This is a genomic window from Streptomyces sp. NPDC060031 (genome assembly GCF_042736805.1).
Classification (GTDB): Bacteria; Actinomycetota; Actinomycetes; order Streptomycetales; family Streptomycetaceae; genus Streptomyces.
On record NZ_JBHWVM010000022.1, the window covers coordinates 18,037 to 29,452 of the forward strand.

Here is an 11,416-nt window from a genome sequence, read left to right on the forward strand (position 1 = left end):
CTGCCATGTCCATCGGTCACACGCTCCTCGCGCTCCTTGAGGCCGGCCCGCGGCACGGTTACGACCTCAAGCGCACCTTCGACGAGAAATTCGGCCACGACCGCCCACTCGCCTACGGACAGGTCTACTCGACCATGTCCCGCCTCCTGAGGAACGGTCTCGTCGAGGTCGACGGGACCGAGAGCGGCGCCGGTCCCGAGCGCAAGCGTTACGCCATCACCGACGCCGGCATCACCGACGTCGCGGCCTGGCTCGCCACTCCTGAAAAGCCCGAGCCGTACCTCCACTCGACGCTCTACACCAAGGTCGTCCTCGCACTGCTCACCGGCCGCAGCGCCCACGAGCTGCTGGACGGCCAGCGCTCCGAACACCTGCGCCTCATGCGCACCCTGACCTCCCGCAAGCGCAAGGGCGACCTCGCGGACCAGCTGATCTGCGACCACGCCCTGTTCCACCTGGAGGCCGACCTGCGCTGGCTGGAACTCACCGCCGCCCGTCTCGAACAGCTCGCCCAGGAGATACGCCGATGAGGATCCCACCCGGCACCCTGCTCGCCGCACAGGGCCTGTCCAAGGCGTACGGGATGACCCAGGCGCTCGACCGCGTCGACTTCTCCATCCACCCCGGCGAGATCGTCGCCGTCATGGGTCCCTCCGGCTCCGGCAAGTCGACCCTGCTGCACTGCCTCGCCGGGATCGTGCCGCCCGACTCCGGCTCCGTCACGTACGCGGGCCGTGAGCTCGTGGGCATGAGCGATGCCCGGCGCAGCGCCCTGCGCCGCAGCGAGTTCGGCTTCGTCTTCCAGTTCGGCCAGCTCGTACCGGAACTGACCTGCCTGGAGAACGTCTCCCTCCCGCTCCGGCTGAACGGCATGAAGCGCAAGCGGGCCGAGGCGGCCGCCCTGGAGTGGATGGCCCAACTGGAGGTGGAGCACGTCGGCGGCCAGCGCCCCGGCGAGGTCTCCGGCGGCCAGGGCCAGCGCGTGGCCATCGCCCGCGCGCTCGTCACCCGGCCCCGGATCGTCTTCGCGGACGAGCCCACCGGCGCCCTGGACTCCCTCAACGGCGAGCTGGTGATGCGGCTGCTGACCGAGACGGCCCGCGCCGCGAGCGCCGCCGTCGTCCTCGTGACGCACGAGACCCGCGTGGCGGCGTACTCCGACCGCGAGATCCTCGTACGCGACGGCAAGGCCCGCGACATGGAACACGCGACATGGAACTGACGCGGATCAGCCGGACCTGGTGCCGCGACCTCGCCATGGGCTTCCGCTTCGCCTTCGGCGGCGGCCGCGAGAGCTGGATCCGCACCCTGTTCACCGGTGTCGGTGTCGGCCTGGGCGTCGCCCTGCTGCTCGTCACCACCGCCCTGCCGAGCGCGCTGACCGCCCGCACCGACCGCGACGACGCGCGCAGCGCGCTCAGCCTGCGCGGCCCCCTCGACCGCCCGGGCCCCGACACCCTGCTCATGGCCAGGGCGTACCAGGAGTACCGCGGCAAGCTCGTCGACGGCTACCTCATCAGGGCCGAGGGCGCCGACGCACCCGTGCCGCCCGGACTGACGAAGATCCCCGGCCCGGGCCAACTGGCGGTCTCCCCCGCCCTGGAGAAGCTGCTGGAGTCCGACGAGGGCGCGCTGCTGCGCGAACGCTTCCGGGGCGAGGTCACCGAACTGATCGGCGCCGCGGGTCTGACCGGGCCGGGCGAGCTCTACTTCTACACGGGCAACCCCCAACTCCAGAAGCTGCCCGGCGACAACGACAACGGCGTCCGCCGGTCCAACGCCTTCGGGACCGGCGCCGAGCCCGAAGAGCTCGACCCCGTGCTGACCCTGCTGGTCGTCCTCACCTTCGTCGCCCTGCTCATGCCCGTGTGCGTGTTCATCGCGGCGGCCGTCCGCTTCGGGGGCGACCGCCGCGACCGCCGGCTCGCCGCCCTGCGCCTGGTCGGCGCCGACGGCCGGATGGTCCGCCGTATCGCGGCGGGCGAGGCGCTGGCCGGGGCCCTGCTCGGGCTCGGCCTGGGCACGGTCTTCTTCCTGGTCTCCCGCCGGCTCGTCGGCAGCGTCGCACTGTCCCGGCGCGGTGTCTTCCCCGCCGACCTCAACCCGTCATGGTGGCTGGCGGCGCTCGTCGCGGCCGCCGTACTGGCCGCCGCCGTGGCCGTCACCCTCTTCACCCTGCGCGGAGTGCTCATCGAACCGCTGGGCGTGGTCCGCAAGGCCGCGCCGGTGGAGCGCCGGTTCTGGTGGCGGCTGCTGCCCCCGGTGGCCGGACTCGCCCTGCTCGCACCGATCAGCCGGGTCGACGACCGCGACGAGTTCAACCAGATCCAGGTCAGCGCGGGCGTCGTCCTGCTGCTCATCGGCGTCACGTCCCTGCTGCCCTGGCTGCTGGAGCGTACGGCCGGTGTGATGTCGGGCGGTCCGGTGTCCTGGCGGCTCGCGGTACGCCGGCTGCAAGTCGGCAGCGGCACCGCCGCCCGGCTGGTCAACGGGATCGCGGTGGCGGTGGCGGGTGCCATCGCCCTGCAGATGCTCTTCGCGGCCCACGAGACCTCCTACACGGAGGAGGTCACCGCATACCCTCAGCGGGCCTCGCTGTCGGTGTACCACCACGCGTCGAGCGGCACCGGGGAGTTCGAGGAGCTGAGCAGGCAGTTGGCACGGGCCCGCGGCGTCGCCAAGGCCATCGCCCTGACCAACTTCAACGCGGCCGCCAAGGTGCCAGCCTCGCCCGAGGACACCATCCACCTCACCGTCGGCACCTGCGAGGCCCTGCGGGAGGTCGCGCACCTGGAGTCCTGCACGGACGGAGAGGCCTTCGTACTGGCCGGCTCCCCGAGCGCCGGCAAGGGGATGCCCGAACCCACGGCCCGGCCCGGCGAGAAGCTCCTCGTCGGCGGGGTCGGCGGCTCCGACTTCCAGTCGGCCCCTGTGGAATGGACCGTTCCGGCTCAGGCCCGGACCGTGCCCAGCCGCGTGGACCCGGCCGGCCACCTGCGCACCGGCCTGCTGGCCACCCCTTCCGCCGCGGCGCAGGTGCTCACCAAGGACACGTACCAGAACGTGTTCGTACAACTGAGCCCGGACGTACCGGACGCGATCGAGTACGCGCGGGGCGCGGCCTACCGGGCGGATCCGTCGTCCCTCGTGGCCACGCTCGCCGTGACCCGGCAGGACTCCCAGTACGGTGCGATCCGCAGCGGCCTGTTCTTCGGCGCGACCCTGGTGCTCGTCCTGATCGGCGTGAGCCTGCTGGTCGGTCAGCTGGAGCAGCTGCGCGAGCGCCGCCGGCTGCTGTCGGCCCTGGTCGCCTTCGGCACCCCGCGCACCACCCTGGCCCTGTCGGTCCTGTGGCAGACGGCCCTGCCGATCGCGGTGGCCATGGTCCTGGCGGGCGCGGTGGGCCTGACCCTCGGTTCGGTGCTGCTGCGCATGACCGGGCTGCCCGTGACCGTCGACTGGGGTTCGGTGCTGGCCCTGGCGGGCGCCGGCGCGGGCGTGGTCGTCCTGGTGACGCTGCTCAGCCTGCCGCCGCTGGTGCGGCTGATGCGCCCGGACGGGCTGCGTACGGAGTGACCCGCGCCCGGTGCGGCCCGGTGCGGCCCCCGCCCCGTCAGTCGGTGGGCCACACCGGCAGGGGGCGCACCGCCTCGCGCAGGGCGCCCGCGACGGCCCGGAACTCCTCCTGCCGGGCCGTCCCCGTACGCATGGCCAGCGCGATCCGCCGCGAGGGCGCGGGCTCGGCGAAGTACCCGGTGGACAGGTGTTCGTTGCGGGCGGTCTCCAGCCGCAGCGCGGTCCGCGGCAACAGCGTCACCCCCAGCCCCCCGGCGACCAGCTGTACGAGGGTGGACAGCCCGGCGGCGGTCGTGGTGACGTCCGCGCCGGTCGTGCGCCCGGCGTCGCGGCAGATGTCGAGGGCCTGGTCGCGCAGGCAGTGGCCCTCGTCGAGCAACAGCAGTTGCAGGCCGCGCAGTTCCTCGCGCGGGATGTCCTTGCGCCCGGCGAGGGGGTGCTCCCGGGGCGCGAGGAGCACGAAGTCCTCGTCGAAGAGCGGCAGTTCGGTGACCCCGGGGACGCCGAGCGGCACCGCGAGCAGCAGCAGGTCGAGCCGCCCCGCGGCCAGCCCCTCCAGCAGCGAGGACGTCTGCTCCTCGTGCACCTGGAGGTCCATGCGCGGGTAGCGCCGGTGGAAGAGCCCGAGCACGGTCGGCAGCAGGTACGGGGCCACGGTCGGGATCACCCCGAGCCGCAGGATCCCGGTGAAGGGGGCCCGTACCGCCTCGGCCTCCTCCAGCAGCCCGCCCATCGCGTCCAGCACCGCCCGCGCGCGGGCCGCGATCCGCTCGCCCGCCGGGGAGAGCAGCACCTTGCGGGTGGTGCGCTCCAGCAACTGCACGCCGAGGGCCTCCTCCAGCGCGGAGACGGCGCCGGACAGCGCCGGCTGGCTCATCCCGATCGCGGCGGCCGCGTCCCGGAAGTGCAGGTGCTCGGCGACGGCGGCGAAGGCGCGCAGCTGTGCGAGCGTCGCCTGCTTCGCCCCCCTGTTGCCGATAGCCACTGACAGGTACCTCCGATCGCCCGCCACCAGACTAGTGCTGTGGCCGGGAAGGCTTGCCGGGTCCCTGCGCTGCGGGCTGCCCTGCCCCGCGCGAGAGTGGACGTAGGGCGGGAAAGGCCCGGCCACGACCTCGTCCGGGAGGCATCCATGATGAACAAGCTCGTTCGAATCGCCGTCCTGGCCCCGCTGGCGGCCTCACCGCTGGTCCTGGGCCCGACGGTGCTGGCCCACCCCGCGGCAGCGGCACCCGCGGCCGGCACCTGCAAGGTCCTGCAGGGTTACGACCCGCCGCCGAACAACTGGGCGATCAACGGCACTGGATTCGCCGGGGCGGACAGCGTCCCGGTCGCGGGTGACAACGGCTACGCGGGTTCCACCAAGGTCACCGCGGACAGCGTCCGGGTCTCCGGCCTGGCCCCGGGCCACTACACGGTCGCGGGTATCGCGTGCACGGGCGGATCGGACCCCGTCAAGAAGGATCCGGGCACGGACGCGGGTGCGGACGCGAAGGTCCAGTACGACAAGGGCTTCCAGAAGGGCTTCCAGGCGGTCAGGGCGAGCTGCAGCGCCGACCCGCCGAAGACCCTGGGTGAGGTCGACCCCAACTGGCAGAAGGGCTACGACGCCGGCGCGGCACTGGCCGCCAAGACGTTCTGCGGCGGCAAGGCGGACGGGCAGGCGGGCACCTCCGAGTACGACAAGGGCCACAAGCTCGGCTACGACTCCACCAAGGCCACCTGCAACACCGCTCCGCCGAAGACCACCGCGGCACCCGACCCCGGCTGGCTCCTCGGCTACACCGAGGGCGCCGCGAAGGCCGCGGCAGAGTTCTGCAAGTAGGTGTCGCCGAACCGATCACTTCGCGTCGCTCTTTGCTCGCACCGGCACATTGATAGGGAAGCCTGATCAGCGCGACCGCCCTTTGCGATTTCCGCGATCAATGCTGCCTGTGCCAGCATGTGAGACCGTCCACCCCCTCAGGGAAAGTCCCCAAAAGGGCCACTTTCCCGTCTCGCAAGGAGAGCACGTGCTCACTGTCGGTGACAAGTTCCCCACCTACGATCTGACCGCCTGCGTTTCGCTCGAAGCCGGCAGCGAGTTCGCCCAGATCGACCACAAGACCTATGAGGGCAAGTGGCGCGTGGTGTTCTTCTGGCCGAAGGACTTCACCTTCGTCTGCCCGACCGAGATCGCCGCCTTCGGCAAGCTGGACGAGGAGTTCCAGGACCGCGACACGCAGATCCTCGGCGTCTCCGGCGACTCCGAGTTCGTCCACCACGCCTGGCGCAAGGACCACGCCGACCTGCGTGACCTGCCCTTCCCGATGCTGGCCGACTCCAAGCACGAGCTCATGCAGGCCTGTGGCGTGCAGGGCGAGGACGGCTTCGCCCAGCGCGCCGTCTTCATCGTCGACCAGAACAACGAGATCCAGTTCACGATGGTGACCGCCGGTTCCGTGGGCCGTAACCCCAAGGAGGTCCTGCGGGTCCTCGACGCCCTGCAGACCGACGAGCTGTGCCCCTGCAACTGGACCAAGGGCGAGGGCACCCTCGACGCCGGCGCGCTGCTGGCCGGTGAGTGACGGATGTCCCTCGACACCCTGAAGTCGGCCATACCGGACTTCGCCAAGGACCTGAAGCTGAACCTCGGTTCGGTCATCGGCAACCAGGACACCCTCTCGCAGCAGCAGCTGTGGGGCACGGTCCTGTCCTGCGCGATCGCCGCCCGCTCCCCGCGCGTCCTGCGTGAGCTGGAGCCGGAGGCGAAGGCGAACCTCTCCCCCGAGGCGTACACCGCCGCCAAGTCCGCTGCCGCGATCATGGCGATGAACAACGTCTTCTACCGCACCCGCCACCTCCTGTCCGACCCGGAGTACGGCACCCTGCGGGCGGGTCTGCGGATGAACGTCATCGGCAACCCGGGCGTGGAGAAGGTCGACTTCGAGCTGTGGTCGCTCGCCGTCTCCGCGATCAACGGCTGCGGCCAGTGCCTGGACTCGCACGAGCAGGTCCTGCGCAAGGCCGGCGTGGACCGCGAGACGGTCCAGGAGGCCTTCAAGATCGCCTCGGTGATCCAGGCCGTCGCCGTCACGCTCGACGCGGAGGCCGCGCTCGCCGCCGAGTAGTACCGCGTTCGGGCGCCCGTACGCCCGTAGGACGACGAAGGACCCCGTGGCCGTTCCCGGCCGCGGGGTCCTTCGTCGTCCCGCGCTCACTTCCTGAGCGCGTCCATCAGCTCGCGGGCGTCCTCGATCATCGCCGCCTTGAGGGCGTCCCTGTCGGGCTCGGGATCGCCCTCCCTCCCGTACCACCGCACGGTGATCGAGAAGACCACCCCGCCGTCGAGCACCTGGATCCGGCACGCCATCCCGTACTCGGAGATCAGCGCCCGCTCACCGAGCCCGGGCACCCGCTCCGCCTCGGCGGCCGCACTGTGCAGGTCCGGATCGAAACCGGGACCCTCACCGAACTCCGGCCCGGGGTCGGTCGTGTGGTGCGACTCGACGACCGTCTGGGCTTGCAAGGTGACGTGACCCTCGACCCACCGCACGCCGGACGAGCAGTACGACCAGTCCAGCGCCGGTGTCTCGGCGTGGTACGGCACGCCCGCCTCGAAGCCGCCGGCCAGCGCGCCGACGGCCCTCGGCGACGCGTCCTTGCACAGGTCCTCGGAGTGCCGGTACGCGATCGGCGGCCCGGCATCGACGAAACGATCCTGCACGGCCCACGCGCCCGCCCACACCGCGGACGCCAGCACCGCCCCGCCCAGGGCCCATAACCAGGGCCGGGCGGGCCCCCGTACGGCCTCGCCGGCCTCGCCGGCCGGGGCGGGCCGGGCCGGGCCGGCCGGGCCGTCCTCGGGCCAGTCCTCCGCCAGCTCAGGCTCGCTGATCATGCCCGGCCTCCCGCACCGCCACGTCGAGGGCGGTCGCGCCGTGCGGCGCGGGTCCCACCACTCCGGCCCCGTGGTGCGCCTGCTCGCGCGAGTACGCCCTCAGGTAGCCCACCACCGTGTTGGTGACGGCGACCAGCGGGACGGCCACCACCGCTCCGCCGATGCCCGCGATCATGCCGCCGGCCGCCACCGAGAGCACCACCGCGAGCGGGTGGACCCGTACGGCCCGGCCCAGGATGAAGGGCTGGAGCACGTGCCCCTCGATCTGCTGCACGGCCAGGACCACGAGCAGCACCATCAGCGCGGTGAACGGCCCCTGGGTCACCAGGGCCACGACCACCGCGAGCGCGCCGGAGACCACCGCGCCGACGAGCGGGATGAAGGCGAACAGGAAGATGAAGACGGCGAGCGGCACCGCCATCGTCACGTCCAGGAAGTACAGGCCGAGTCCGATGAAGATGGCGTCGATGAGCGCGACGAGGACCGTGCCGCGCACGTACGCCGTCAGGGTGCGCCAGGCGCGCGGTCCGGCGCCGGCGACTCCGGGCCGGGCCGCCGCCGGGACCAGGCCGAGCACCCAGGTCCAGATGCGCTTGCCGTCGTAGAGCAGGAAGAGCGTGGAGAACATCGCGAGCAGGATGCCCGTCAGCACCTCGACGAGGACCGTCACGCCTTGCAGGCCGGCGGAGGTGATCTGCTCGGTGTTGGTGCCGATGGTCTCGCTGAGGTTCTTCGCGATGTCGTTGATCTGCTTCTCGGTCACGTGGAACGGACTGTCCAGTGCCCAGAGTTTGAGCTCGTTGATGCCGTCGCGGACGCGGTCGGAGAGGTCGTCGAGGTTCTCCATGACCTGCCAGACCACGAACCAGCCGACCAGCCCGATGACCACGAAGCCGAGGATCGCGGTGACGGCGGTGGCGAGCCCGCGCGGCAGGCCGAGCCTGCGCAGCCGGACCACGAAGGGCTGGAGCAGGGCGGTGACGAGCATGGCGGCCGCGAAGGCGAGGACGACCAGGCGGACTTCGCTGATCATCTTCATCAGCACCCAGAGCATCCCGGCGAGCAGCAGCAGCCGCCAGCTGGCCTCGGCCGCGACCCGCAGGCCCCACGGGACCACGCTCGCCGGGTCGGGCCGCTCGGGAACGAGGGCGTGTTCGGCGGGCGCCGCCGCCTGTGCGCCCGGGGCCGCCGCGGGGGCGGCCGGTACGGGCCCGGGCGGTACGGCCCCGGGCGGGCGCGGCGGGTCCAGGTCCCCGGAGGCCCCGGCCTCCACCTCCGCGCGCCGTTCGTCGAGGCGGGCCTCCATACGGCTCAGCCTGCTCCCGAGCCGGCCGAGCCAGCCTGACCTCTTCGCCATCACGATCCCTTTCCCCCCGCGCGTGGACACACACCTCGAAAGACCGTACACGCGAGGAGCCCCGCACCGTAGGACGGTGCGGGGCTCCTGGAGGTTGAGCGGTGGCGGCGGCCGGTCAGTACCAGCCGTTGGCCTGGTGGAAGCTCCAGGCTCCGCACGGGCTGCCGTAGCGCCCGTTCATGTAGTTCAGACCCCACTCGATCTGGGTGGCGGGGTTGGTGCGCCAGTCGGCACCGGCCGAGGCCATCTTCGAACCGGGCAGCGCCTGGACGAGACCGTAGGCGCCCGAGGACGAGTTCACGGCCTTGTAGTTCCAGGTGGATTCCTGGTTGATGATGTTGGAGAAGCACTGGAACTGCCCCGCCGGGACCATCTGCTGGGCGATGGCCTTGACCTGGGCGACCGTGTACGAGCCCTGGACCTCGAAGTCGGAGCTGTCGCGGGAGGCGGAGCGGCTCGCGGCCTGCTCCTTCTCGTCACGCTCCTTCTTCGCCTTGTCGTCGGCCGCCTTCTGCGCCTCGGCCTTCTTCGCCTTGGCGTCCTGGGCGGCCTGGATGCGGGCTGCCTCCTCGGCCGAGCGCTTGGCGTCGACGTCGGCGGCGTGGGCGATGGCGTCGGCCTGCTGCGTCAGGGACGCGTTCTGGACCTGAGCCTGGTCGCCGACCGGGATGTCAGTGAGGAGAGTCGTCCCGGACGCGGTCGTCTCAAGATCGTTCGAGGCGGGGTCGCCAGTGGCAACGCCCACGACTGCGCCAACGGTGGTGACCGCCGTGGCCGAAGCCACTGCGAATCCCCGGACCGAGATCCGGCTCACACGGTGTCCTTCCAGCAGCGTCCGCAGTGACCGCGCGGCGCAAGAGTGCCCCTTGACACTGGCCTCCATGGTTCTGCGGTCACTGGAGGCTCGGACCCGTGGGCAACTCCCTTGCGGGAGTGCCGCGTGATGCTCCGGGCGACATACGGCGAACGACTGTGGAGTTGTGGTGCTGCGTACCTACGGAAGGTACAGGGGTGCCGTATGCGGGGCCTGACGGAAAACAGACTCTGCCGGACCGCGACGCCACAGGGCAATTCTATGTTGCGTGTGAAAGGTCACACCTGCCGTGGCGCCGTTGTTTTCACCAAAGGCCTGTGCAGCGCGACGCCGCCCGGCTAGGCTCCTGGGCCTTTGCCGGGCGGCGCCAACTCACCTTCCCGTTATGGGTGTTTTGGTCCCTATAGGGTCTCCAGCATCTCGGTGACCAGCGCGGCGATCGGGGAGCGCTCGGAACGCGTCAGCGTGACGTGCGCGAAGAGCGGATGCCCCTTCAGCTTCTCGACCACGGCCACGACTCCGTCGTACCGGCCGACCCGCAGGTTGTCCCGCTGGGCGACGTCGTGGGTCAGAACGACCCGCGAATTGGCCCCGATCCGGGACAGAACGGTCAGCAGGACATTGCGCTCCAGCGACTGCGCCTCGTCCACGATCACGAAGGCGTCGTGCAGCGAACGGCCCCGGATGTGCGTGAGCGGCAGGACCTCCAGCATCCCGCGGTTCAGCACCTCCTCGATGACCTCCCGCCCGGCGACCGCCGAGAGGGTGTCGAAGACCGCCTGCGCCCAGGGGCTCATCTTCTCGGACTGGTCCCCGGGCAGGTAGCCGAGCTCCTGTCCGCCCACCGCGTACAGCGGCCGGAAGACCATCACCTTCTGATGCTGCCTCCGCTCCAGCACCGCCTCCAGGCCCGCGCAGAGGGCCAGCGCCGACTTGCCCGTACCGGCCCGGCCGCCCATCGAGAGGATCCCGATCTCGGGGTCGAGCAGCAGATCGAGCGCGATGCGCTGCTCGGCGCTGCGCCCGTGCAGCCCGAAGGCCTCACGGTCGCCCCGTACGAGCTTCACGTTGCCGTCGGAGGTGACCCGGCCCAGCGCCTTGCCACGCTCGGACTGCAGGACCAGCCCCGTGTGCACGGGCAGTTCCGCGGCCTCGGGAACGTACAGGCGCTCCTCCGAGAAGAGGAGGTCCACCTGCTCCCCGGAGAGGGCGAGCTCGCTCATGCCGGTCCAGCCGGCATCGGTGATCGCCAGTTCGGCGCGGTACTCCTCGGCGATCAGCCCCACGGAGGAGGCCTTGATGCGCAGCGGGAGATCCTTCGAGACGACCGTGACGTCGAAGCCCTCGGCCTGGAGATTGCGGGCGACCGCGAGGATCCGCGAGTCGTTGTCCCCCAATCGGAAGCCGGCGGGCAGGACGCTCGGGTCCGAGTGGTTGAGCTCGACACGCAGGGTGCCGCCCAGATCGCCCAACGGGATGGGGGCGTCGAGGCGTCCGTACCGGACCCGGAAGTCGTCGAGCAGGCGCAGGGCCTGCCGCGCGAAGTAGCCGAGTTCGGGATGGTGCCTCTTTGCCTCCAGCTCGGTGATCACCACGATCGGGAGCACGACCTCGTGCTCGTCGAAGCGGGAGATCGCGTTGGGGTCTGCCAGCAGGACGCTGGTGTCGAGGACGTAGGTCCGCCTGTCGGGCAGGCGGCTCTTTGTGCTGGTCACCACGGAAGGACGTACCCCCTCGGAAGAGGTCGGGCCATGAAGACCGGACCGGTCATCGGCACCCATGCCAGGGC

The 11,416-nt window shown here is 71.3% G+C and carries 11 protein-coding genes; 6 read left to right on the forward strand and 5 right to left on the reverse strand.

Features of this window, described 5'->3' with window-relative positions; translation table 11 throughout:
- Positions 1–5 precede the first annotated feature (5 nt).
- Genes ACFWB8_RS12625 through ACFWB8_RS12635 form a run of 3 tightly spaced genes read left to right on the forward strand, consistent with a single transcriptional unit; the run spans position 6 to position 3,576 of the window.
- Positions 6–530: a PadR family transcriptional regulator gene (locus ACFWB8_RS12625; RefSeq protein WP_385225119.1), complete on the forward strand. Its 525-nt coding sequence runs from the start codon at positions 6–8 to the stop codon at positions 528–530.
- Complete coding sequence (locus ACFWB8_RS12630) at positions 527–1,222, forward strand: ABC transporter ATP-binding protein (protein WP_385225121.1); 696 nt, start codon at positions 527–529, stop codon at positions 1,220–1,222. Before ACFWB8_RS12625 ends, ACFWB8_RS12630 begins: the two co-directional genes overlap by 4 nt.
- The gene (locus ACFWB8_RS12635; protein ID WP_385225123.1) at positions 1,213–3,576 is read left to right on the forward strand and encodes an ABC transporter permease; all 2,364 of its coding nucleotides are present in this window, start codon (positions 1,213–1,215) and stop codon (positions 3,574–3,576) included. The genes ACFWB8_RS12630 and ACFWB8_RS12635 overlap by 10 nt, the downstream gene beginning before the upstream one ends.
- Before the next feature lie 37 nt (positions 3,577–3,613).
- On the opposite strand, the gene ACFWB8_RS12640 is transcribed toward ACFWB8_RS12635, so the two are convergent.
- Positions 3,614–4,561 carry a hydrogen peroxide-inducible genes activator gene (locus tag ACFWB8_RS12640; RefSeq protein ID WP_385225125.1) on the reverse strand — a complete coding sequence of 316 codons (948 nt, stop codon included), beginning with the start codon at positions 4,559–4,561 and terminating at the stop codon, positions 3,614–3,616.
- 147 nt (positions 4,562–4,708) lie between these two features.
- Between ACFWB8_RS12640 and ACFWB8_RS12645 the strand changes: the two genes are divergently transcribed.
- The 3 genes from ACFWB8_RS12645 to ACFWB8_RS12655 all read left to right on the forward strand — a co-directional run bounded on the left by ACFWB8_RS12645 (position 4,709) and on the right by ACFWB8_RS12655 (position 6,686).
- Positions 4,709–5,401 carry a hypothetical protein gene (locus ACFWB8_RS12645; protein WP_385225127.1) on the forward strand — a complete coding sequence of 231 codons (693 nt, stop codon included), beginning with the start codon at positions 4,709–4,711 and terminating at the stop codon, positions 5,399–5,401.
- Between the two features lie 187 nt (positions 5,402–5,588).
- Positions 5,589–6,143 carry a peroxiredoxin gene (locus ACFWB8_RS12650; RefSeq protein ID WP_385225129.1) on the forward strand — a complete coding sequence of 185 codons (555 nt, stop codon included), beginning with the start codon at positions 5,589–5,591 and terminating at the stop codon, positions 6,141–6,143.
- A 3-nt stretch (positions 6,144–6,146) separates the two neighbouring features.
- Positions 6,147–6,686 carry an alkyl hydroperoxide reductase gene (locus ACFWB8_RS12655; RefSeq protein ID WP_385225131.1) on the forward strand — a complete coding sequence of 180 codons (540 nt, stop codon included), beginning with the start codon at positions 6,147–6,149 and terminating at the stop codon, positions 6,684–6,686.
- Positions 6,687–6,772: 86 nt separating this feature from the next.
- Here ACFWB8_RS12655 and ACFWB8_RS12660 read toward each other — a convergent pair whose 3' ends face one another.
- The 4 genes from ACFWB8_RS12660 to ACFWB8_RS12675 form a co-directional block, all read right to left on the reverse strand.
- Entirely contained in the window at positions 6,773–7,456 is a 684-nt protein-coding gene (locus ACFWB8_RS12660; RefSeq protein WP_385225133.1) for a hypothetical protein, read from the reverse strand.
- Positions 7,440–8,813, reverse strand: coding sequence for an AI-2E family transporter (locus ACFWB8_RS12665; RefSeq protein WP_385225135.1), 1,374 nt, complete (start codon positions 8,811–8,813; stop codon positions 7,440–7,442). Before ACFWB8_RS12665 ends, ACFWB8_RS12660 begins: the two co-directional genes overlap by 17 nt.
- Before the next feature lie 115 nt (positions 8,814–8,928).
- Positions 8,929–9,645 carry a transglycosylase SLT domain-containing protein gene (locus tag ACFWB8_RS12670; protein ID WP_385225272.1) on the reverse strand — a complete coding sequence of 239 codons (717 nt, stop codon included), beginning with the start codon at positions 9,643–9,645 and terminating at the stop codon, positions 8,929–8,931.
- A 383-nt stretch (positions 9,646–10,028) separates the two neighbouring features.
- Positions 10,029–11,345, reverse strand: coding sequence for a PhoH family protein (locus ACFWB8_RS12675; protein ID WP_385225137.1), 1,317 nt, complete (start codon positions 11,343–11,345; stop codon positions 10,029–10,031).
- Between the last annotated feature and the right edge of the window lie 71 nt (positions 11,346–11,416).

Coding starts and splice junctions, on each gene's coding strand:
- ACFWB8_RS12660 (WP_385225133.1), bottom strand. CDS start 7,456: ATGATCAGCGAGCCTGAGCTGGCGGAGGACTGGCCCGAGGACGGCCCG.
- ACFWB8_RS12630 (WP_385225121.1), top strand. CDS start 527: ATGAGGATCCCACCCGGCACCCTGCTCGCCGCACAGGGCCTGTCCAAG.
- ACFWB8_RS12665 (WP_385225135.1), bottom strand. CDS start 8,813: ATGGCGAAGAGGTCAGGCTGGCTCGGCCGGCTCGGGAGCAGGCTGAGC.
- ACFWB8_RS12635 (WP_385225123.1), top strand. CDS start 1,213: ATGGAACTGACGCGGATCAGCCGGACCTGGTGCCGCGACCTCGCCATG.
- ACFWB8_RS12645 (WP_385225127.1), top strand. CDS start 4,709: ATGATGAACAAGCTCGTTCGAATCGCCGTCCTGGCCCCGCTGGCGGCC.
- ACFWB8_RS12625 (WP_385225119.1), top strand. CDS start 6: ATGTCCATCGGTCACACGCTCCTCGCGCTCCTTGAGGCCGGCCCGCGG.
- ACFWB8_RS12655 (WP_385225131.1), top strand. CDS start 6,147: ATGTCCCTCGACACCCTGAAGTCGGCCATACCGGACTTCGCCAAGGAC.